Origin of the sequence: Acidisoma cellulosilyticum (genome assembly GCF_020621385.1) — a bacterium.
In the GTDB taxonomy this organism is placed as follows: domain Bacteria; phylum Pseudomonadota; class Alphaproteobacteria; order Acetobacterales; family Acetobacteraceae; genus Acidisoma; species Acidisoma cellulosilyticum.
The window spans coordinates 134,974-156,169 of the sequence record NZ_JAESVA010000012.1 but is presented as its reverse complement, the minus strand read 5'-3'; the positions used below and the strand labels follow the sequence as shown (position 1 = coordinate 156,169).

Annotated in this window: 17 protein-coding genes and 1 tRNA gene; 9 read left to right on the top strand and 9 right to left on the bottom strand. The window is 60.8% G+C overall.

Going from position 1 to position 21,196, the window contains the following annotated elements:
• Positions 1-106: 106 nt before the first annotated feature.
• Both ACELLULO517_RS24165 and ACELLULO517_RS24160 read right to left on the bottom strand, forming a co-directional pair.
• Positions 107-682, bottom strand: coding sequence for a hypothetical protein (locus tag ACELLULO517_RS24165; RefSeq protein WP_227310006.1), 576 nt, complete (start codon positions 680-682; stop codon positions 107-109).
• Complete coding sequence (locus ACELLULO517_RS24160) at positions 679-1,413, bottom strand: hypothetical protein (protein WP_227310005.1); 735 nt, start codon at positions 1,411-1,413, stop codon at positions 679-681. The genes ACELLULO517_RS24165 and ACELLULO517_RS24160 overlap by 4 nt, the downstream gene beginning before the upstream one ends.
• A gap of 84 nt (positions 1,414-1,497) precedes the next feature.
• Between ACELLULO517_RS24160 and ACELLULO517_RS24155 the strand changes: the two genes are divergently transcribed.
• From ACELLULO517_RS24155 to ACELLULO517_RS24140, 4 genes are all read left to right on the top strand, one after another.
• Positions 1,498-2,466 carry a 2-dehydropantoate 2-reductase gene (locus tag ACELLULO517_RS24155; RefSeq protein WP_319796449.1) on the top strand — a complete coding sequence of 323 codons (969 nt, stop codon included), beginning with the start codon at positions 1,498-1,500 and terminating at the stop codon, positions 2,464-2,466.
• Positions 2,467-2,553: 87 nt separating this feature from the next.
• Positions 2,554-3,633, top strand: a complete 1,080-nt coding sequence (gene dinB, locus ACELLULO517_RS24150) for a DNA polymerase IV (protein ID WP_227310003.1) — start codon at positions 2,554-2,556, stop codon at positions 3,631-3,633.
• A gap of 1,560 nt (positions 3,634-5,193) precedes the next feature.
• Positions 5,194-6,015 (top strand): exodeoxyribonuclease III, encoded by an 822-nt coding sequence (gene xth, locus ACELLULO517_RS24145; RefSeq protein WP_227310002.1) that lies wholly within the window; start codon positions 5,194-5,196, stop codon positions 6,013-6,015.
• A complete protein-coding gene (locus ACELLULO517_RS24140; RefSeq protein WP_227310001.1) occupies positions 6,015-7,220 on the top strand; it encodes an MFS transporter in 1,206 nt (401 codons plus the stop codon). Before xth ends, ACELLULO517_RS24140 begins: the two co-directional genes overlap by 1 nt.
• A 136-nt stretch (positions 7,221-7,356) precedes the next feature.
• Here ACELLULO517_RS24140 and ACELLULO517_RS24135 read toward each other — a convergent pair whose 3' ends face one another.
• From ACELLULO517_RS24135 to ACELLULO517_RS24110, 7 genes are all read right to left on the bottom strand, one after another.
• The gene (locus ACELLULO517_RS24135) at positions 7,357-8,262 is read right to left on the bottom strand and encodes an alpha/beta fold hydrolase (RefSeq protein WP_227310000.1); all 906 of its coding nucleotides are present in this window, start codon (positions 8,260-8,262) and stop codon (positions 7,357-7,359) included.
• Positions 8,263-8,619: 357 nt separating this feature from the next.
• Positions 8,620-9,225, bottom strand: a complete 606-nt coding sequence (locus tag ACELLULO517_RS24130; RefSeq protein ID WP_227309999.1) for a hypothetical protein — start codon at positions 9,223-9,225, stop codon at positions 8,620-8,622.
• Positions 9,226-9,975: 750 nt separating this feature from the next.
• Entirely contained in the window at positions 9,976-10,386 is a 411-nt protein-coding gene (locus ACELLULO517_RS24125) for an MbcA/ParS/Xre antitoxin family protein (protein WP_227309998.1), read from the bottom strand.
• On the bottom strand, positions 10,379-10,513 hold the full coding sequence (locus ACELLULO517_RS28775) for a hypothetical protein (protein ID WP_264481641.1): 135 nt from the start codon (positions 10,511-10,513) through the stop codon (positions 10,379-10,381). The genes ACELLULO517_RS24125 and ACELLULO517_RS28775 overlap by 8 nt, the downstream gene beginning before the upstream one ends.
• Before the next feature lie 1,264 nt (positions 10,514-11,777).
• Positions 11,778-11,852: transfer RNA gene (locus ACELLULO517_RS24120), tRNA-Gln, on the bottom strand.
• A gap of 34 nt (positions 11,853-11,886) precedes the next feature.
• Complete coding sequence (locus ACELLULO517_RS24115) at positions 11,887-12,780, bottom strand: 4-(cytidine 5'-diphospho)-2-C-methyl-D-erythritol kinase (RefSeq protein ID WP_227309997.1); 894 nt, start codon at positions 12,778-12,780, stop codon at positions 11,887-11,889.
• A gap of 13 nt (positions 12,781-12,793) precedes the next feature.
• Positions 12,794-14,521: a tetratricopeptide repeat protein gene (locus ACELLULO517_RS24110; protein ID WP_227309996.1), complete on the bottom strand. Its 1,728-nt coding sequence runs from the start codon at positions 14,519-14,521 to the stop codon at positions 12,794-12,796.
• Positions 14,522-14,671: 150 nt separating this feature from the next.
• Between ACELLULO517_RS24110 and ACELLULO517_RS24105 the strand changes: the two genes are divergently transcribed.
• From ACELLULO517_RS24105 to parC, 5 genes are all read left to right on the top strand, one after another.
• Positions 14,672-15,553, top strand: coding sequence for a uracil-DNA glycosylase (locus tag ACELLULO517_RS24105; protein WP_227309995.1), 882 nt, complete (start codon positions 14,672-14,674; stop codon positions 15,551-15,553).
• Between the two features lie 111 nt (positions 15,554-15,664).
• Positions 15,665-17,524 (top strand): lytic transglycosylase domain-containing protein, encoded by a 1,860-nt coding sequence (locus tag ACELLULO517_RS24100; RefSeq protein ID WP_227309994.1) that lies wholly within the window; start codon positions 15,665-15,667, stop codon positions 17,522-17,524.
• Positions 17,525-17,534: 10 nt separating this feature from the next.
• Positions 17,535-18,059 carry a molybdenum cofactor biosynthesis protein B gene (gene moaB / locus ACELLULO517_RS24095; RefSeq protein WP_406566291.1) on the top strand — a complete coding sequence of 175 codons (525 nt, stop codon included), beginning with the start codon at positions 17,535-17,537 and terminating at the stop codon, positions 18,057-18,059.
• A gap of 24 nt (positions 18,060-18,083) precedes the next feature.
• The gene (gene recO, locus ACELLULO517_RS24090; protein ID WP_227309993.1) at positions 18,084-18,848 is read left to right on the top strand and encodes a DNA repair protein RecO; all 765 of its coding nucleotides are present in this window, start codon (positions 18,084-18,086) and stop codon (positions 18,846-18,848) included.
• Between the two features lie 66 nt (positions 18,849-18,914).
• Positions 18,915-21,137, top strand: a complete 2,223-nt coding sequence (gene parC, locus ACELLULO517_RS24085; RefSeq protein ID WP_227309992.1) for a DNA topoisomerase IV subunit A — start codon at positions 18,915-18,917, stop codon at positions 21,135-21,137.
• Positions 21,138-21,196: the final 59 nt, after the last annotated feature.

The following is a 21,196-nucleotide window of genomic DNA, read 5'->3' as shown; positions in this document are numbered from 1 at the left end:
CACTCTTCGTCGCTGACATCAGATGGATAAGGCTTGCGGGCCCGGGAATTGCTCATGCCCTCGATTACGACATCGCCACCGGAAAGTACATGACACCCTCTAGCCGTCACGGAAGTGCGCTCGTAAACCGATTGAGCCAAAGTTCCTTCGAAGCTCCAAGAACAGCCAAATTTGGTGTGTCAGCAGAGCCAAGGAATAGGCGAACGCCTGTAGGCAGCGGATGCGTGTTCCAATCTGTGAACCCGTTCAGAGCTTTGATGATTGGGGCGGGCTCAATGTTTGGGTCAAAAACCAGAACCCGCTGCATTCCCCAATACCAACCTGGGTACTCAAAGAGCTTTGAGACTACGCTGGCGTCTGTCGCAACAGCAACTCCGCAAGACCACGAATGTTCCAACTTGTAGATACTCGCAATGCGGTCGAGCACGCTTGATTTGGGTTCTGGATGAAACTCTAGCGTGCCAGAAACCGGACCGGGATGTCGGAATGCCACAGTCCCGCAACTGGCCAACGCTTCGCTCACAGCTTGGATGACATCGGGTTGAATATATTCTTCATCATTGTCATCGATTACTTGAGGCCATTCGATGGTCGCCCAGACTGCCTGCGGGGCGAGTAGCGTCCTGCCGACTTCTCCTAGAGACGAAGAGATCTCTCTGTTAACGGTGATGTCTGCGATCATGGCTGTGTAAAGACTTCGGGCATGGATTTGAAGCGGGTTCCCTCGGCGAAATCATAAACGTAACCGGCAGCCGCTTCCGCCGTAAAGTAGCCGAAGAAGCCACCGGCTAGTGCTCCGATGCCGCCACCAATTGCAGTGCCGAAGCCTGGTTCAACCATGGTCCCTAACCCAGCTCCAATCTGCCCGGCCTCAACGGCGAGATACTCCGACAATTCCCAAGCGGAAAGCACTTGAAATGATCGGCGGAACGGTCTGTCCGCCGTCAGGATTGATATTCCATCGAGAAGCGCACCGCTTAAGAAGAAAATCTTCCCCCCAATCCGAAAGGCCTTGGCAGCCTTGTAGATCACGGCGCCTTTCAGACCGACCGGCATATGATTGGTGATATTTGGAAACCGCGCACGAGCACGGCCACCACCATCTACGTTCCAATGATAATCGACCTTTTTGGTAGATTTATTGTAGTCGTAGTCGAGCCTCAAACCTGGGCTCCCATGATGGGCATCCTCTGGATTGCGGATGAAGATGGTGCAGGTCGATCCCTTGTAGTCAGGCGGGGGATATAGAGACAGCAAAAGCCCTTTGGGCAGATTGGGCAACTTTGTGAAAGGCACCGGAATAAGCACTTTGCTCGCGACACCGGTTGCCCAGGCCACACCGGCCATTGGCGCCACCCAAGTTAGGGTGGCAGCATTTTTCTTGTCATCATTCTGAGCGACCGGTTTCGCCATTTAGGAATTATGAGCTCAGTGCTTGGTTCTGCAACCACCTGATAATGACAGTTTTTTTACCGAGAGCATGCCAATTTTGTCATCATGTTTAGTTCCAACCTAAGATGGCGTCGGAATTGGCTCATCAAGCACGCCACGGAGGTCCCTATGACACAGACAGACAAGATTGCTATCATTGGCAGCGGCGGGATTGGAGGTTATCTCGCAGCTTCCCTTGTCCGGGGTGGTCATAAGCCCATGCTGTGCGTTCGGACGGCTTTCGATACTCTCCGTATCGAAGAGAAGGGAAACACTTACACGGTTGACCTGCCCATCGTCAGCGATCCGGCTGGGGTAGCGGGTCCGGCACGCTGGGTCCTGATCACGACCAAGGCAAATGACACACCGAGCACCGAGCCTTGGCTCAAAGCTCTGGTGGACGATAAGACGACGGTTGTGGTCGTCCAGAACGGGGTGAACCAGGAACAGCGCGTGCTGCCCTATGTGCCCGAAGGCACAACAGTGCTCCCGGCCGTCATCTACTGCGCCGTTGAGCGGAAAGCGCCCGGGCTGATCGTCCACCATGGGGCGGCCCGTATCCAGGTGCCAGAAGGCTCGGAAGGCGCCGCTTTCGACACCCTTTTTGACAGGTCCGGCTTCGAGATCGTGCAGGACAGCGATTTCAAGACGGTCGCCTGGCGCAAGCTGCTGAGCAACGCTGTCGCGAATGCCATCACCGCTCTGACTTTGCGCCGGATGTCCGTGTTCATGGAGGAGCCCGTCCGCCAGCTTGCCGGTGAGCTTCTGGAGGAGGTCATCGCAGTTGCGCAGGCCGAGGGTGCCGCAGTCACGCGAGAGGATGGGGACGCCATCCTGAAGAGCTACGACCGGATATCGAACGGTGGGACGTCCATGCTCTACGATCGCCTGCTCGGCAGGGAATTGGAGCACAAATTCATCACCGGGGCCGTTGTCGAAGCGGCGGGGCGCCACGGTATCGCGGTTCCCGTGAACAGGACCATTTCCGCGCTTCTCTCGGCCGCAAGCGGTCATAAGCCTGACGGGTCCGCATGAGGCAGGCCGAGCCAGAGCGCCCAGATCAAACTGGCTTCCGGCCCGGCCCATGTTCCTTTTTCGTTCTTGGCATGGTAGCCAGTGCGGATGGAGGCATCTCCCATCCGCAAAGTGGTCCATATCGACATGGACGCGTTCTATGCCTCAGTCGAGCAAAGGGATAATCCGGCATTACGCGGGCGCCCACTTGCTGTCGGCCACGGCGAAAAGCGCGGCGTCGTTGCGGCGGCCAGCTATGAGGCACGGGTCTTCGGCGTCCGTTCCGCCATGCCATCCACAATCGCCAAGCGCCGATGCGAAGAGCTGATTTTCGTGCCCCCTCGGTTTGAGGTCTATCGCTCCGTTTCCCGGCAAATTCACGCCATTTTTGCCGATACGCCTCTTATCGAGCCCTTGTCCCTGGACGAAGCCTATCTGGATGTCACGGACAATCTCAGAAACCTCCCGACAGCCTGGCTGACTGCGAAGGAGATTCGTCGGCGGATCCTGGAAGAGACCGGGCTGACCGCATCGGCCGGGATTTCCTACAACAAATTCCTGGCGAAGCTGGCCTCAGACCATCGGAAGCCCAATGGACAGTTCGCCGTCGCCCCGGATATGGGTGCGGCATGGGTTGAGGAATTGCCGGTGGCAAAATTCCACGGTGTGGGTCCGGTCACGGCCGCCAAGATGACCAGCCTGGGCATAATCACAGGCGCGGATCTTCGGGCCAAATCCCTGGCCTTCCCGACCCAGCATTTCGGCCGTTCCGGCAGTTGGTATTATGACATCGCCCGGGGGGAGGACGACCGCCCCTTGGTCCCGAACCGGGAGCGCAAATCATCCGGCTCGGAAACCACCTTCGACAGAGACCTGACCGAGCCCGCTGACATCGAGGCAGGCGTCCTGAGGATGGCCGATGACGTCTGGGATTGGTGTGAGAAAACTGGCGCCCGAGGGAAGACGGTGACGGTTAAGGTGAAGTGGCAGGATTTCGAGATCTGCACCCGGAGCCGCACCATGCCGAACCCATTCGCCGATCGTGGCAGCCTCCGCGAACATAGCGTCGCCCTGGTCAGGAGCGTTTACCCCATCAGAACCGGGATCCGGCTGGTGGGCGTCACGCTGTCCCAGTTCAGGCGCCATGATGAGCCAGAGGCCAGCCTCTTTAGTCAGGCCGCGAGCTAGCATTGGCACGTCGGTCAGGATCGGGCTTTAAACGGACATTCCGGATGATCGCATTAATGAGATCTCTGCCGCCAATGGCGTCAGCCTAAACTGCCCTTGTCCAGGAATTAGCCCACATTTCCTTATGACCAAGTCGAGAGCGTCTTCCGCCACAGGGCACATATCATTGGCTTGGCCGGTGAACACCAGGCCACCTCCAAAATGGCCTGCTGGCCTTGGTTACTAAGCCCAGGTCAAAGGGGGGCCTTTTCCCAAAGGGCGCAGCTAGCTCAGCTCCGTCTCAGCCAAGCCGCCAAAGTAGAATATTGGAAACTACCGTGGGTAACACTATCTCCCACCTGGGAGTGGTAGTCCCTAGAGACTGCCCGTAATGCGGAGCCAAAAGTTCTATGCTTACGCGGATGGCTTCATGTCTTTTTGTCCTTGCGGCCCTTTCGCCTGGGGTCTCCAGCGCGGATGCTGCCCAGGGGGGCTCCTCAACGGCGGCAGTGCCTCCGGCCGGTGGTCTGAGTGGTGCAACCGTCTTTATCATTCGCCATGCTGAGAAAACTGGCTCCGGAACCGGCCTGAGTCCGGCGGGCTCGCTACGGGCTGAGGCTTATGCCCACTATCTTGAGCATCTGAAATTCGACGGTGAAGCCGTGCGGATCAGCGCCCTGGTAGCCGCTCAGGATAGTACTAAAAGCAACCGCCCGCGTCTGACGCTGACGCCGTTGAGTGAATTCACCGGCCTCCCCATTATGCAGCCATGCCTAGATAAGGATGCAGCCTGCCAGGTTGCCTGGCTTCGACAGCAGCCCGCGAACGAGACGACGGTCATCTCCTGGCATCACTCGCAAATAGAAGGACTGTTGGAGGCGTTGGGCGTTGCACCAGACAGTATGATTCCTGGAGGGAGGTGGCCGTCTGACACCTTTGATTGGGTCGTCGCTCTTCACTTCGACCATTCAGGCCGATATGTCGCAACCCGCTCGCGCCTGCTCCACGAGCCAATGTCGGTGGACAACGTTGCCTGGGCCGCGATGGGTCATCCAACCATCAGACCATGGTCACCGGCGACAGCGACACCAGCCCAGTAGACCTCGGGTATGGTCGCCGCCGCCAAGCTGAAATCCAGACAACTGTTCGGTTAACCTGAAGATGTTTCTATGAGATTGCTGTGGCTTGCAGCCACCCTTCTGGCACCGGTTCCAGTGGCGATGGCGCAGCCGCTCCAGGGCCCCTATGTCTCAGGCAGTGCCGGGCTGGCGCTGCCATCATCTCAAGCAGAGCCGTCCGACGCTCCGAATCCCGGCACGAACGTAGGCGTCATATCGCCATCTGCAAACGCCAACAAAGAGCTCAACTCCAGTCTAGGTAGCACCCAAAGCGCGAGCGGCGGATGGGGATTTGGAAATGGTGTGCGTGTTGAAATTCAAGGTATGCATACTCAACAAACCATTAGTGGCAGCAGACCTTAGGCGTTCTGACTAAGCTTCGCTTTGCGCGCTCTATCCGCAAAGCGAAAGAGAAGGTCAATAAAAGCGCTACGATCGAAGCGTCCTGTACCGAAAGACGGAAATGAAAATCGCCACCTTTAACGTCAACGGTATCAATGGTCGTCTTCCTGTTCTCCTTAAATGGCTGGAGAGTGCGAAACCTGACGTTGTATGCCTCCAGGAATTGAAAGCCCCGCAGGATAAATTCCCCGAATCGGCGATCAAAGATTCTGGCTATGGCGCAATTTGGCATGGCGAGAAGAGTTGGAACGGCGTCGCCCTGTTGGCACGCGGCGGTAAGCCAATCGAAACTCGCATCGGCCTACCGGGTGACCCTGACGATTTACACAGTCGCTATATCGAGGGTGCCGTAGAAGGTGTTCTGATCGGATGCCTCTACCTGCCTAACGGCAACCCCGCTCCTGGACCAAAGTTTGACTACAAAATGCGTTGGTTTGAGCGGCTAATTGCTCATGCAGAAACCTTGATTTCTGCAAACCATCCCGTTGTGTTGGCGGGTGATTTCAATGTCATGCCAACGGACCTGGACGTCTACAAACCCGAGCGGTGGGTCGACGATGCGCTATTCAGGCCGGAAGTCCGACAGGCTTTTTATCGATTGCTAGAGCAAGGGTGGACGGACGCATTACGGTCGATGCATCTCGACGAACAGATATTCACATTCTGGGACTATTTCCGAAATGCGTTCGGTCGCAACGCCGGGCTACGTATCGACCACCTTCTTTTGAGCCCGGCCATTGCTGGGCGGTTGGTAGGTTCCGGCGTCGACCGCGAAGTACGTGGTTGGGAAAAAGCCAGTGACCATGCTCCGACGTGGATCGAGCTTGGAAGCAGCAGCAAAAAGAAGCGTGCTCCAAGGGTCAAGACACGGAGACAAAGCTGATGGCTGTGAAGAAGCGCATCATTGTTCCTCTCGAAGCGCTCAACTTCTTCATGGCCGACATGCAGTCGGGCATCGGACCCTTTCTCGGCATCTTTCTGCTCGCCCACCACTGGCATAGCGGCGCCATTGGGACCGTTATGACGCTGGGTGGCATTTCCGGCATGCTCATGACGGCACCTTTCGGTGCGCTAATAGATGCGACGAAGCGGAAGCGCGCTTACGTTGCAATACCCGGTGCGTGCGCGGTTCTGGCATCGCTCCTGGTTCTGCTTTCGCAGAATTTTTGGGTCATCGCCCTTTCACAAGTAGCAACCGCAATCGCCGGTGCCGCGATCGGACCCGCAGTATCCGGTATGAGCCTCGGTATAGTACGGCAGGCTGGCTTTCCCCGTCAGAATGGTCGCAATCAAGTGTTCAATCATGCTGGAAACCTGGTAGGCGCGAGCCTGTCTGGATATCTCGGCTGGCGCTACGGCTACACTGCCGTATTTTGGCTGGCGGTGGTGTTTGGGGGGCTATCGATTATCTCGGTATTTCTCATTCCACGCGATGCGATTGATGATGACGCCGCTCGAGGGATGAAAGAGGACAGGCAGGATGAAAAGACAACAAGTGGATTTAAGGTTCTCGTGCAGAGCCGCCCTCTCCTTATTCTAGCAGGGGCGCTTGCCTGCTTCCACCTCGGCAATGGTGCCTTGCTGCCTCTTTACGGCTTGGCAGTCGTATCTGCTCATCCTGGTAATCCGACGATCTTCGTTGCCGAGACGATCGCGGTAGCCCAGGCGGTGATGATCCTCGCGTCCATCATCGCGACGCGCATGGCGCAGCAACAAGGCTACTGGTGGATCCTGCTCGTTACGTTCCTCGCCCTCCCCATTCGCGGTGTAGTCGCGTCAATCCTGGTCGTCCACTGGGGTGTCTTTCCGGTGCAAGCCCTGGACGGCATCGGTGCAGGTCTCCAAAGTGTTGCGGTTCCAGGCCTCGTCGCGCGCGTCCTCAACGGGACAGGGCGCGTCAATGTCGGCCAGGGAGCGGTGATGACTATTCAGGGTTTGGGCGCCTCGATCAGCCCCATGCTCGGTGGCTGGATTGCTGAAGGACTTGGTTACCGGGTCACATTCGTCACTTTGGGATCATTCGCACTTGCGTCAATCGCCATATGGCTTTCCACGGCGAAATGGATGAAGCCTGTATGCGAAAGGTGAATATCCTCCAAGATATACCTCGGTGTCAGTCGAAGCGAAGGCGGGAGGGTCCGCTATTTGGGAACCTTACGTTGACCAGTATCTGGAGACTCAGAGAGCCCAACCGTGGAGTTGCGGTGTCTCCTGAGTGGCGAGCTCAATGCGGCTTCAATAGCTCAAGTATCGCTTGGACAACCGCATCGGGTGCTTCACCCGGGATGTTGTGTCCGACCCCAGCGAGAACGCGGCGCTTATAATAACCGGTAAATTTTACCGCCTCGAGGTCTTCCGGTTTGGCCATCCGGATACCAGCGTCAGAGCCCCAGAGAGAGATCGTAGGAACCCCAATAGGCGGTTGGAGCGCAATCTGGCGCTCGATTTCCTCTAGGTTTGGGTCGCCAGGCACGAGGCCGAACCGGTGCCGGTAGGAGTGAATGACGACGTCCACGAAGTCGGGGTTATCAAAGGAAGGCGCAGTAACACCGAACAGGGTTGGTCCTTCCGACCAGGTTGGAGACCATAGCCGCCAAAGAAGCTGACAGAAATCCCGACGGTTGATTTCAAGACCTGCGCGACCCCGCTCGGATTGGAAATAATATTGATACCAGAGACCATGCTCCTCGGCCGGAGATAAAGGCCTTCCGGCGGTCGCGATATCCTGGACGTTATATCCGCCACCCGTCACGAGACACCGGACCCGTTCAGGCCAAAGGGCGGCGACAATGCAGGCCGCCCGACCGCCCCAGTCGAACCCCATCAGAGCGGCAGACGGGAGTTCCATTGCGTCCAGGAGGTTGAGTAGGTCCTTTGCCAGGGCCGCCTGCTGGCCAGAGCGCATGGTGTCCTCATTGAGGAATCGAGTGGCTCCATAGCCCCTGAGGTAGGGCGCAATAACTCGATAGCCTTCCTCTGCTAGGCGTGGCGCTATCTCGTCGAAACACCGGGGATCGTAGGGAAAACCGTGAAGGAGGACGACCGGTGCGCCATCTTCCGGGCCGCGCTCTTCAATGGCGATTGAGAGGACCGGCGTATCGACGAACACGTAGCGAATATCCTGGTCCATGCGCAGGCCTCCTTGGTCGAAGTTGGAGTACAGCACGGATCGCTGTTCCGGTCACTTTGTCGGCGTCTCACGGTAGCGGTCAGCGTGGCGGTAAAATGGACCTGCCGGATCTGACCGAGCCCTAAATGGCAAGCCATTCCCCATGATTGGCATCGCTCGGGCTCCCGAAACCGCCATGGTTCGTCGCAACCGCCAACAAAAAAAAATTCCCGGAACTGGATCCGGGCGCACGGTCATTCACCCACAATGTCTCATCAAGACTGCCACAATTTGTTGTCCAATGGCTGACGAAGAAAATACGCCGAGCCGAAATCCTCGAAGCCCGATTTTTTGGTTTCGGCCTGAAATCTGTGAACGTCAGTTGCGAACCGGGCCAGTATTAACATCGTTGGGCTCAATCGCTATTTTGGGATTGGCGCAAAGAAACGCAGCCCATCGGGCATCTAGCTGGCGTCGATAAAATTCTGATTCCAGGGTATTTTGAATCAGAGTGTAAGAATCACCAGCATCTGCCACAACAACCTTGTTGATACTCGCCCTGAGTGAAGGTGCCAGCGAGTTTAAAAACTGGTTCTTGGGAGGGTCTTCTGCGGTAAGGCCATCCAGCAGCTGGGGGCATTTTTGGCGCACGGTATCAGAAAACGCATCATGCGGCGCGTCGTAAGGTTGGAAGTCAATGTTCGCGACTAGCTTTTCGACCATGACTCCATCGCCCGTTAGACTATCGGTGCGGACCAGGCTGGTGTGTTTTCGGGCCTTCTCCAAGATGACAAGGTGGCCTTTGGGGAATTCATTGCAGTCACCATCTCGGGCAATCTGATTAATCGCCGCCGGGACAGCGTCGCCAGCATCCCGGCTTCCACCATGGGGCAACGCAAGTTTTGCGAGAGCGCTCGCCGATGAGCACATGATGCTTGCCCGACTAGCCTGCAACAATTCTGCATAGGCTGGTAACGTTGCCATCGAGCATATCCCACCCAGGACGATGCATGCCCAGCGAATAACCCTCACCATCCCAACCCCAATTTTGATTTCCAGCGGATATTGTTCAGTTATGACCGGTGGGCACCGTCGTCTTTTCAAAACCTGCCAACAGAAAATCGGCGCGCTTATCCGGCAATCTTTTTGATAGATCTGATTTATAGAGGTTAGGATCGAGGATGATTGTTAAACAACTGCGACCCTCAATAGACAGCCGGAAAATCGTAGTCTCTTCGGGCTAGCTCTCATGGTTTCAGAGAGTAAGAGCCTCTGTATCCTGGTTATCAGGCAACAAAAAAGAGGCGGCGCCGCAGCGCCGCCAAGTTTAGGGAGGAAACGTCCAAGAAAGCAGCACGGAGAAAAATCGGCGTGCCGCAACGCAAATTGAGACGTCGTTACAGTTCAACGCAACAGTTATAGTGCGGTGCAGTAGTCAGGATTTCGCGAGGGTTCGCAATAGCGATAGGTCAGACCTTGTTGCACGCACGAGAACGTTAACTGGCGTCCATATTGCGAGGCGAAGCGGAAAGTGCTGTAAAAAACGCAACCCTAGACAAAAAGAAAAGGCGATGCCGAAGCATCGCCAAGTTTAGGGAGGAAACGTCCAAGAAAGCAGCAACACGATCGTGGACCGCCGTCGCTGCTGATAAAAAGACAATAGGCGCTTCGTATGCCGTCAGCAAGCACATTTACCTGCTGACGGCACTTTTGTGCGCGCATAGCTGATGCCGGTCAGGCGTGGAGCTCTGCCTCCAAATACCGCCGCACCCTCACCACCCCGGCCATACCGTCCTCGAGCATGACATCCAAAGCAGACTGACCGTCGAAAGCTGAGTTGGGCTTTTGAACCCACAGGAAGATTTCGGTGCCGATGACGAGGTTCCGGAGCGCGTGGTGGATAGCCAGAAGATTGGCCATCCAAGAGAGCGTCTCGGGCTGTAGTTCCCTCACAGGTCCCTTCTCCCAGGCGGCAAGCATCTCCGGAAACGCTCCCAGTAGGTTGTCCTTTTCTGGCCCAGAAAGTTTCCACAGAGAGAGGAGCATGAGGACTGCCCGGACGGTCGCTCCGAGTTGCTCGGTCGTCAGAGAGGACCCAGTGAACTCAGCGCCGCCATCGTCGTCTGTGCCACTGTTCTCAGACATGACCACCTCCCTGGACCTGGACGTTCATGAGGGCAGAGACCTTGTCGCCATCTGGCTTTCCACCCGCATGCGCGATGATCTGCTCGACCTCCGCCCCGGCCAGGACGAGCCTCTCGTCCAGTTTCATGGAAATCGATTCAATTGACCGCCGCCCAAGGTCCATGAGGGCCAAAGCCGCCGCATAGGCACCGCCCGCAATCGAACTAACTGTTCTTCACTGAGATTGCCCGCATACGTGTATTCGAAGAAATCATAGGCAATGTGCGTCGCGGCGTCGTTGCCAACAGCGAATATGAATGCTCGAGCTCGTCGAGAAAAAATTCCGCCTCGGCCTTTAGGATTTGATCCTCGTCCATATCGCACCCTCCTGGTTCAGGAGAGTGTAATGGCGAGAGATGCATGAGACCCCCGGGTATCTCGCCCACGCGCCGTTGACGGACGGCAACCACAGGCAAGCCCTGCCCTTCGTAGCCAAAGGCCCCGCCTGTCCGCCCACATCCACGGAAATAAAGGCCCCGCCCAGGAGCGCATGAGCACACCCGCGCAGATCACTCGCGGGATGCCAGCCCAACGTCGAAAGCCGAAATTCCGGTGGGTGGGGCAAATCGAAATGAGGCGAGTGCCTTCGTCCCGAACGTTAAGCACGGTAATACTATACGGGCAATGATAGGCATCTCGAGCCCAATCTTAGCGCCCATGATTGAATTGCCTCGCGCCCTCAGATGCCTTCGCTGGGTCACCGCTTGGCACGACCTGCCGACACCATCGCTTCCGCTGGAGAACTCGGGGCCATCACGGTGCCGTGAACAAAGGCAGGGCTTTCGTCATGGTGGGTGACGACCAGGCGAAAGGGCATGCGGCGCCAGGTCGCGAGCTTTCGATGGCATCGGGGATGATTCCGCCGCCGAGAAACCATGCGGCAGCTAGTCGTCGGCCGCCATCGAAACACAACCATGGATTGCGGCGCTGCGTGGGTGCCGCCCGAGCATGACGACAGGTACCGAAGACCAGTTTGGAGCCGCGCATCGGGGCGAGCACGCTGGCGCGTTTGAACCTCGAGCAAACGCATGACGCCCGATCGGTGCGCCCGACCTTTGGGCATCTGGTATCGTCAGCTGGCAGCCCGCACGAGGTCGCAATCCTGCGAATCGGCGGGTTTCTACAATTTTGAAGTTATTTAAGTATGAGGCCAGATGACTACTTGACTTAGTCGCCAAGGAATTGCAGGCGCCCGAAACCTGCGGTGTCTATACTATGGGGAGATTGCCGAGGGGGTGGGCGGCTGCAACGAATTTGTTGCCAGGACTTCAGAGGGCAATCTCAAAGATTCGGGGGTAGCCCAAGATTATGGCTTGGATGACAGCCCCGCCGCTGGATGTGTCGAGAAAATCTGGCTGGGGCGGGAGGATTCGAACCTCCGCATGGTGGAATCAAAATCCACTGCCTTACCGCTTGGCTACGCCCCAAAATCCGAAGCCGCCGGCTAGCCGACGCGCAAGCTCATAAGGCGCGAAGGGGCGGCTCGTAAAGCCCTCCCCCCCAAACCCACCAACCGTCGCGACGCATAGCAGCGGCCGCCTGGGCGGCGACCGCCGTCGTCGGGAACAACCCGAAGCAGGTCGCACCCGAACCGCTCATGCGGGCCAGCAGCAGGTCAGGGACCGTGCGCAGCGTAGCCAGCACGGTACCGATGGCGGGCTGGACGGCAATCGCCGCGTCTTCCAGGTCATTGCCGCTCGCGGCCAAGGCGCGGGCAAAATCCGCGGGCGCCGAGAAGCCTTGCTCAGGCACGCCGTCGGCGGGCGAAAACCCTGCCCCCGCCGCCGCACGCGCGCGGAAAATCGCGGGGGTCGGACAAGGCAGGCCAGGATTGGCGAGCACCAGGCCCAAAGGCGGCAGCACCGGCACGGGCGACAAAACCTCCCCGATTCCCGCCATGCGCAGGGCCGCACAGCCCAGGCAGACCGGGACATCGGCGCCAAGTTTCAGGGCGATCGCCTGCAGCATCGCCGCGTCCAAAGCGACCCCCCAGAAATCGGAGAGCAGCCGCAAGGCCGCCGCCGCATCGGCGGAACCGCCGCCGATGCCGGACGCGATCGGCAGGTTCTTCTCCAGCACCAAAGCGGCATTGGGCGCGACGCCGGCGGCCTCGGCCAACAGCCGCCCAGCCCGCAGCACCAGGTTATCGGGCTCGGCCGCCAACGGCCCGCCGAAAGGACCCGTGACGGCCAGCGACAGCCCGTCTCCGGGCGCGACCGACAGCCGGTCGCCGACATCGGCGAAGACGACGAGACTGTCCAACAGGTGATAGCCGTCCGGCCGCCGGCCGGTGACGCGCAACGTCAGATTAACCTTCGCCGGGGCGAAGCCCAGCGCCTCAGCCTTGGACAGCATGACCGGCGAAAGCTCAGTTGCTCGCTGCCGGCTGGGCCGCCGCCGGCAGGCTCGCGGCCTTGATCTGCAGCTTGGCGAGAAGCTCCGTCGTCAGATCCGGCGCGGGATCAAGCTGCAGCGCCCGGCGCCACTGGAAGACCGCCTGCAGATGCTCGCCCGCCGCCGCATAGGCGTCGCCCAGATGCGCGTTGATGGTCGGGTCCTCGGGGATCAGCTTCACCGCCTGGGTCAAGGTCCTGACCGCTGCCTGCGCCTGTCCCTGCTGCAGCAGCACATAGCCCAGGCTGTCGATGATGGCACCGTCATTGGGCACCAGCTGCAGCGCTTGCTCGATCATCGCGCGCGCCTTGGGCATATTCTCTTTCTTCACGGCCCAGCTATAGCCCAGATAATTGAGCACATAGGGCTGACCGGGCGAGAGCGTCAGCGCCTGCTGCAAATCGGCCTGCGTCCGCGGCCAGTCCTTGGCCTGATCGTAACACATGGCGCGGTCGTAATAGACCACCCAGCCGGCCGGGCTATTCGGCGGCATCAGCGGCAGCGCCTTGGTATAAAGGGCAATCGCATCGGTGAATTGGCTGCTCTGCCGCAGCAGATCGGCCTGCGCCAGGATCGGCTCCGGGCTCCAGGGATAGGCTTGCGCCAGTTGCTGCAACAGGCTCTGCGCTTGATCGCCTTGACCCAATCGCGTCAGCAGCACCGCCTCGCGCAACGCTGCCAGCGGATAAAGCGGATCGCTGGTGTCGATCGCCTGCAGCGGCGCCAGCGCGACGGCCGCGTTATTGCCCTTGTCCACGACCTCGGACAGCAGCAGGCGCGCCGAAGACAGATCGGGGCGCAGCTGCAGGCCAAGCTGCAGCATGGTCATCACGGTCTGCTGGGCCGCCGGATGCTCCCCGCGCTGCGGGCTATTGGCCAGTTCATCCTCCAGCGCCGCCGCCAGATTGACATAGACCTCGGCCAGACCCTGCGCGGCATTGGCCACCGGCGGCGTCATCAGCTGTTTCTTGATCGCCGGCAGCGTCATCGCCATGGCTAGGTCCGGCGAGAGGCTGTCCAGGACCTGATTGGCGCTGGTCATGTCGCCGGTGCGCGCGTCCCAGCTTGCCAACACTTCCGAAAGCCGCAGGTTGGTGACATTCATCCCGCCCTGGACGATGCCGTAATTCTGCGCGGCGATCGCGATCATCTTGCCCTGGTCGGCGATCAGCGCGGTATGCAGCGCGACGATGCTGCGTGCCTGCGCCATGCTGCCGGTCTGCAGGGTCGCCAGCGCGGCGCGGGTATTGCCGCTGCCCTGCTGCGCCCAGGCGACCAGCAGCGGCTTGAGGACGCTGGTCAGCGGATCAGGGGTCGGCAGGGCCTGATAGCGGCGCAGCGCATCCTGCCAATGGCCGGCCCGCGCGTCGGACCCGGCGAGCAGCAGCTGAGCAAGCGAATCCTTGGGCAGGGTGGCAGCGATGGCGCTCGCCGTGCCGGCATTGCCGGCCAATAGCTCAAGCAGGAAGGTTTCGCCCGACAAAGCCGGCGCGGCTGCGGGGTCATCGCTCAACGCTTGCCGCATGGCCGTCGCGGCGCGCGGAAAATCGTAGCGGCTGGCGGCATATTGGCCGACCAGAAAACTGCCGTAAGCCCCGGCCTGCTCGGGCTGATACGACCCCGTCTGGGCGGAGCCCGGTGGGGTCGTCGCCGCACAGGCGGACAAAGCGGTCAAAGCAAGCAGCACGGAGCGGCCAAGCATCGGAGCATTTCTCATGGGCAGGGATGCTATCAGCCAAGCTGCGGCTGCGCCATCCGGGGGAAGCGGGATCGACACCCGCTGCTTTCCTTGACAGCCCGGCAAGCCTCATGCGTCCTGCCCAGATTAAATAAATACAAGGACCGATGACCGATGACCGATGGCGATCGCGGCGCCGCATCGGCAGAGATGGCGGCGCTGGCTCTGCTCGCCCTGCAGGTGGAATGGGGCGCCGATGAGGGTTTAAGCGCGGAGCCTGTCGATCGTTTCGCGCTGTCGGCCCAGCCGCCTGCCTTGCCCCCGGCGCCGCTGCCGCTGACCGCGCCGACAAGGGCAGAGCGTCCGGCCGCGCCTGCGCGCGAGACCCCCGCCGCCGCGCCAGCGACAGCCGCCTTGCCCGTCGGTCGCGGCCTGCCCCGCCCCGCCGCCGCCCAGGCCGCGGCCCTCGCGGCCGCATGCCAGACGCGGGACGAATTGCGGGCGGCCATCGCCGGTTTCGAAGGCTGCGCGCTGCGCGACACGGCGACCAATCTCGTCTTTTCGGATGGCAATCCCGAAGCCCGCGTCATGCTGGTGGGCGAAGCGCCGGGGGCGGAGGAGGATCGCGCCGGCCTGCCCTTCGTCGGCGCGTCCGGGCAATTGCTCGACCGCATGCTGGGCTCGATCGGCCTCGACCGCACACAGGTGCTGATCACCAATATCCTGCCCTGGCGGCCGCCCGGCAACCGCACGCCCAGCGAGGGCGAGATCGCGACCTGCCTGCCCTTCGTGCAGCGGCATATCGCGCTGGTGGCGCCTGATTTTCTGCTGCTGCTGGGGGCGACCGCCGTTCGCGCTCTCACCGGCCATACGCAAGGCATCCGCCGTATCCGCGGCCGCTGGCAATCCCTGACCGTTCCGCGTATGGATCGACCCATTCCAACGCTGCCGACCTACCATCCTGCTTACTTGCTGCGGACAAGCTTGGCCAAAAGAGAAGCCTGGTCAGACTTGCTGCAACTGCAGCAAAAGCTCTCCCTTACAAAAAAGTCATAGGGCGAAAAGCGACGGCAACTAAGGCTTTTTGCGGATTCACTGGCGTGATTACAGCAGCTATCCTTTCCGTGAGGTTGCACTCGTTAACGAAGGTGTTGTAGCCAACCACCCATGCGAGGGATCGGCAATTCGTTCTCCCGTCTTTTCAGCCCCAAAGCACTTCTTGCCGGGGCCGCGCTTCTTGCTGGAACGGCCGCACCCGGCCTGCATGCAGATGCTCAGGAAAAGGCCGGCTCTGAGACAAAGCTTAGCGACCAGACTGCCTATGCGGTGCCGCGATCGGACCCGGATAGCGGCAATGGTTTTGCATTTCCGCAGCCGCTGAACCCCAGCGATGCCGTGCTGGTGCGCCAGATCTTTGCCCTTCAGGCGCAAGGCAAAATCGCCGACGCCCAGAAGGCGACGGCCCAGCTTTCCAACAGAATTCTACTCGGGCCGATCCTGGCCGACCGCTATATCGGGCCTTATGACAAGCCCGGCGTGCCGGAGCTTGAGGATTGGCTGGCCCAATACGGCGATCAGCCCCAGGCGCCGGCCGTCGCTCATGTCCTGCAACTGCGCCTGAAGGGCAGCAAAACCGGCAAAATGCCGCCGCTGCCGACCCGTCCCTATCTGGCGCCACCCAACCCGTCGGACAGCGCGGATCTCGATATCGGCCCGTCCGATACCGGGATTGCGCGCCAGCCGGGCTTGGATGCGCGCGTCCTCGGCCTTGCCCAAGCGGGCCGGTTCGATGCCGCGGTCGCGGCCATTGCGGCCGCGCATATCGACCAGCCCTATGGCGCGACGCTCAGGGCGGAAGTCGCCCGCCTCGCCTTCGCCAGCGGCAAGAACAAATTTGCCGGCAATCTGGCGAAGACCGCGATCGACGAGGCGCATGGCAAGCTCGGCCTGCCGTCTTTCGTCGCCGGCCTCGCGGCCTGGCGGGATGGCAGCCCGCAAGCGCTCGATCTCTTTATGGATGCGGCTGTCGCCCCCCAGGCCGCCCCGAACCTCATCGCAGCCGCCTCCTTCTGGGCAGCCCGCGCGGCGTTCAAATCCGGCCAGAACATGATCTATCTGAGTTGGATGCGGCGCGCCGCCAATAGCGGTGCCGGCTTCTACGCGACGCTTGCCCAGCGCATGCTCGGACAGGATGCGCCGGACGGTCTGAACCAGCAGTTACTGGGCCTGGCCGATCTGGAAGCGGTCGCGGCCCTGCCGGCCGGCGCCCGCGCCTTCGCTTTGCTGCAGGTCGGCCAGAACCATCTGGCGGAGGAAGAATTCCGCCATCTGTACCCGGAAGTTTCCAAGAAAGCCGGGCTCAGCCGCGCGATCATGCTGATCTCCTGGAAAGCCGGCATGGCGACGCTTGCCAGCCAGATCGCGGCGCTGGATCCGTCGCGTCCGCAGGGCAGCACCGTCGTCATCCCACCGCTGTCGCTATTCCCGCAGCATGGGCTGCATATCGATCCCGCGCTGCTTTATGCGCTGGTGCGCGTCGAATCGAATTTCGATCCGACCGCGGTGTCAGGCGTCGGCGCACGCGGTCTTTTGCAGCTGATGCCGGCCACCGCCGCCTTCATGAACAAATGGGGGGCTACGCAACTCAAGCGCCGCGCCGATGGTCTGGCCGATCCTGCCTACAATCTCGAAATGGGCCAGAGATACATCAACTATCTGGGGTCGCAGTCAAATATCGATGGCGATCTGATTCGTATTCTCGCGAGCTACAATGCAGGACCTTCTGAAACTTCGACATGGAGCAACGCGCAAGCGGCCGAGCATGACCCTCTGCTCTATATCGAAATGATTCCAAATACCGAGACAAGGCAATTTGTTTTCAGTGTGTTACGATATTCCTGGGCTTATGCGGCGCAATTGAATTTGCCGGTGCCCAGCCTGGATGCGCTGGCGCAGGGCGAGTTCCCGCGTCTGGCCAGCAACAAGGCTGCTTCCACCACTATCGCCAGCACAGCCACGATCCATTAGGCTGAAGGCCATGGATCTTTCTCGCCCTTTCCTGCCGGTCAATATCGCCACCCTGACCGTCTCCGATACGCGGAGCCTGGCGGAGGATCGTTCCGGCGATGTGCTGGCCGATTGCGTCAAGACCGCAGGCCATAATCTCATCGACCGCCGGCTGGTGCGCGACGATGCGGACGCTATCGAGGCCTTGTTGCGCGCCTGGATCGCTGACCCGCATGTGGATGTCGTGATTTCCACCGGGGGCACCGGCATCACCGGCCGCGACGTCACCCCGGAAGCCTTCATGCGCGTGCTGGAGAAGGAGATCGTCGGCTTCGGCGAGCTGTTCCGCATGCTGAGCTATGCGAAGATCGGCTCCTCCACCATGCAATCCCGCGCGATCGGCGGGGTTGCCAACGGAACTTACCTCTTCGCGCTGCCCGGCAGCCCCGGCGCGGTGAAAGACGGGTGGGAGGGCATTCTCTCGACCCAGCTCGATATCCGCCAGCGCCCCTGCAATCTGGTCGAGCTGATGCCGCGCCTGCGGGAACATCTCTAGGGCGGAGCATCTGGGCGCGCTGACATGGCGGAATGGGAAGAACCCGGCATTGTCCTGAACGTGCGCGCCTATGGCGAGGCCGATCTCATCGTGTCGAGTTTTACCGCCGGGCAGGGTCTGCATAAGGGCCTGGTGCGCGGCGGCGCCTCGCGCCGGCAGGTCGCCCTCTGGCAGAGCGGCAATCTGGTGGCGCTGCGCTGGGTTGGGCGCCTGCCCGAACAGCTCGGCCATCTGTCGGGGGAGATGGTGCAGGCCATGGCACCCGGTGCCATGGATGACGCCCTCTCGCTCGCTTTGCTGCGCGCCGCCTGTGCGACCGCTGCCGGCGCGCTGCCGGAGCGCGAACCCCACGCGGCCAGCTTTTCCGCTCTCCTCAACCTATTGCCGCGTATCGCGGCACAGCTCGCCTCGCCGGCCGATCTGGCGCGGTTCGAACTCACCCTTCTCACCGATCTCGGCTATGGGCTCGATCTCTCATCCTGCGCGGTGACGGGCGCAACCCAGGGTCTCGCCTTCGTCTCGCCTCGCACCGGCCGCGCGGTAACAGTGGAGGCCGCCGGCGCCTGGGCGGGTAAATTGCTGCCGCTGCCCGCATTCCTGCGCCCCGGCGCCAATATGGCAGGCGAGGAACCGGCGGAATGGCGGGATGCGCTGCGGCTGACCGGACATTTTCTGGAGCGGGATGCCTTCGGCCATCATCATCAGCCGCTTCCCGAAGCCCGCCGTCATCTCTATCAGATGATCGAGACTTTGGCGGATACCGCAGACGCAAACCGGTCTGCGGGCTGACAGCCGGATTTTGTTCTTGTATCGTTCGCGCCCGGGGACAAATTTCGTCCCTGCCCGGAGACTTCCATGCCTGACGACTTCGCTGGCCATATCGAGAATACGCCGCTCGCCGACGCGCTGAGCGACCGCTACCTCGCCTATGCGCTGTCGACCATCATGTCCCGCAGCCTGCCGGATGTGCGGGACGGTCTGAAACCCGTCCACCGCCGGCTGATCTACGCCATGCATCAGCTCAGGCTGGACCCGACCTCGGGCTTCAAGAAATGCGCCCGCGTCGTCGGCGACGTCATGGGTAAGTTCCATCCGCATGGCGATGCCTCGATCTATGAGGCGATGGTCCGTCTGGCGCAGGATTTCTCGGTCCGCTACCCGCTGATCGAAGGCCAGGGCAATTTCGGCAATATCGACGGCGATAACGCGGCGGCCATGCGCTACACGGAAGCGCGGCTGACGGAAGTCGCCCAGGCGCTGCTGGAAGGCATCGACCAAAATGCGGTCGATTTCCGCGCGACTTATGACGGCGAGGAGCAGGAACCGCTGGTCCTGCCCGGCAATTTCCCCAATCTTCTCGCCAATGGCGCGGCCGGCATCGCGGTCGGTATGGCAACCTCCATCCCGCCGCACAACGCGGCCGAGGTCTGTGCGGCCGCCATCCTGCTGATCCAGAAGCCGGACGCCTCCACCGCCGATCTGCTGACCTTCATGCCGGGTCCCGATTTCCCGACGGGCGGTGAGATCGTCGAGGAAAAGGCCGCCCTTTTGCAAGCCTATGAGACGGGTCGCGGCGGCTTCCGCATTCGCGCCCGCTGGGCGGTGGAGCAGGGCAAGCATGGCACCTGGACCATCGTCGTCACCGAAATCCCCTATCAGGTGCAGAAATCCCGGCTGATCGAGCAGATCGCCCAGCTGATGGAAGACAAAAAGCTGCCGCTGCTGGCCGATATCCGCGACGAAAGCACCGACGTCGTGCGGGTCGTGCTGGAGCCCAAGGTCCGCACGGTCGAGCCCGCGATGCTGATGGAAAGCCTGTTCCGCATTTCGGCGCTGGAAACCCGCTTTCCGCTCAATATGAATGTGCTGGACGGCACGCGCACGCCGCGCGTGATGTCGCTGCGCGACGTGCTGCGCGCTTGGCTGGATCACCGGCATGAAGTCCTGGTCCGCCGCTCGCAGCATCGTCTGGCCGCGATCGAGCGGCGTTTGGAAATCCTCGACGGCTATCTGGCGGTCTATCTCAATCTCGATGAGGTCATCCGCATCATCCGGGAGGAGGACGAACCCAAGCCCAGCCTGATGAAGACCTTCACGCTGACCGACCTGCAGGCCGAATCCATCCTCAATATGCGCCTCCGCTCCCTCCGCCGGCTGGAAGAGATCGAGATCCGCAAAGAGCACAAAAATCTCGCCAAGGAAGGAAAGGACCTTCGCACGCTGCTCGGTGACGAGAAGCTGCGCTGGAACCGCATCGTGTCCGAACTCGAAAAGATCCGCTCGACCTACGGACAGGGCGTGCTCGGCGCGCGCCGCAGCCTGATCGGCAATGCGCCCGCCGCCATCACCATCGACGACGCGGCGCTGGTCGAAAAGGAGCAGATCACCGTCATCCTGTCGCAGAAGGGCTGGATCAGGGCCATGAAGGGCTCGGTCGCGCCGGATGCCGAACTGCGCTTCAAGGAAGGCGACGAACTGCGGCTGATGCTGCCCTGCGATACGACCGACAAGCTTTGTCTGCTCGCCACCAACGGCCGCGCCTATACGCTGCGGGCGAATGAGATTCCGCGTGGCCGTGGCGACGGCCAGCCCATCCGCCTGCTCGCCGAATTCGGCAATGAGGATGAGGTTGTCACCCTGTTCGCGCATAATGCCGGCAACCGCTTCCTGCTGGTCTCCACCCCCGGCCGTGGCTTCATTGTCGGCGCCGACGACCTTCTGTCCGAGCGCAAGGCCGGCAAGCAGGTTTTGACCGTGAAACCGGGCGAGGAACTGGCGCTCGCCATACCGGTGGGTGGCGGCGATCACCTCGCCATCGTCGGCGAAAACCGCAAGATGCTGGTCTTCCCGCTCGCTGAGGTTCCGGAAATGACCAAGGGCCTTGGCGTGCAGCTGCAGAAATATAAGGACGGCGGGGTCGCCGATGTCCGCATCTTCAAGCTGGCGGACGGCCTCGCCTGGAAATCGGGCGAGCGCACGCGGACCGAGACCAATCTCAAGGATTGGCTCGGCGGTCGCGCGCAGACCGGCCGTCAGCCGCCCGTGGGCTTCCCGAAGAATGGCCGCTTCGGCGCGTGAGGGTAAAGACACCGTCATCCTCGCCCCTCCCCTTGGTCGCCCGCGCCTCCTTCCTCCGT

Excerpts from the sequence above, each read along its gene's own strand:
- ACELLULO517_RS24165 (WP_227310006.1), bottom strand. The coding sequence starts at position 682 with ATGATCGCAGACATCACCGTTAACAGAGAGATCTCTTCGTCTCTAGGA.
- ACELLULO517_RS24160 (WP_227310005.1), bottom strand. The coding sequence starts at position 1,413 with ATGGCGAAACCGGTCGCTCAGAATGATGACAAGAAAAATGCTGCCACC.
- ACELLULO517_RS24155 (WP_319796449.1), top strand. The coding sequence starts at position 1,498 with ATGTTTAGTTCCAACCTAAGATGGCGTCGGAATTGGCTCATCAAGCAC.
- dinB (WP_227310003.1), top strand. The coding sequence starts at position 2,554 with ATGGAGGCATCTCCCATCCGCAAAGTGGTCCATATCGACATGGACGCG.
- xth (WP_227310002.1), top strand. The coding sequence starts at position 5,194 with ATGAAAATCGCCACCTTTAACGTCAACGGTATCAATGGTCGTCTTCCT.
- ACELLULO517_RS24140 (WP_227310001.1), top strand. The coding sequence starts at position 6,015 with ATGGCTGTGAAGAAGCGCATCATTGTTCCTCTCGAAGCGCTCAACTTC.
- ACELLULO517_RS24135 (WP_227310000.1), bottom strand. The coding sequence starts at position 8,262 with ATGGACCAGGATATTCGCTACGTGTTCGTCGATACGCCGGTCCTCTCA.
- ACELLULO517_RS24130 (WP_227309999.1), bottom strand. The coding sequence starts at position 9,225 with ATGGCAACGTTACCAGCCTATGCAGAATTGTTGCAGGCTAGTCGGGCA.
- ACELLULO517_RS24125 (WP_227309998.1), bottom strand. The coding sequence starts at position 10,386 with ATGTCTGAGAACAGTGGCACAGACGACGATGGCGGCGCTGAGTTCACT.
- ACELLULO517_RS28775 (WP_264481641.1), bottom strand. The coding sequence starts at position 10,513 with ATGAAACTGGACGAGAGGCTCGTCCTGGCCGGGGCGGAGGTCGAGCAG.
- ACELLULO517_RS24115 (WP_227309997.1), bottom strand. The coding sequence starts at position 12,780 with ATGCTGTCCAAGGCTGAGGCGCTGGGCTTCGCCCCGGCGAAGGTTAAT.
- ACELLULO517_RS24110 (WP_227309996.1), bottom strand. The coding sequence starts at position 14,521 with ATGCTTGGCCGCTCCGTGCTGCTTGCTTTGACCGCTTTGTCCGCCTGT.
- ACELLULO517_RS24105 (WP_227309995.1), top strand. The coding sequence starts at position 14,672 with ATGACCGATGGCGATCGCGGCGCCGCATCGGCAGAGATGGCGGCGCTG.
- ACELLULO517_RS24100 (WP_227309994.1), top strand. The coding sequence starts at position 15,665 with ATGCGAGGGATCGGCAATTCGTTCTCCCGTCTTTTCAGCCCCAAAGCA.
- moaB (WP_406566291.1), top strand. The coding sequence starts at position 17,535 with ATGGATCTTTCTCGCCCTTTCCTGCCGGTCAATATCGCCACCCTGACC.
- recO (WP_227309993.1), top strand. The coding sequence starts at position 18,084 with ATGGCGGAATGGGAAGAACCCGGCATTGTCCTGAACGTGCGCGCCTAT.
- parC (WP_227309992.1), top strand. The coding sequence starts at position 18,915 with ATGCCTGACGACTTCGCTGGCCATATCGAGAATACGCCGCTCGCCGAC.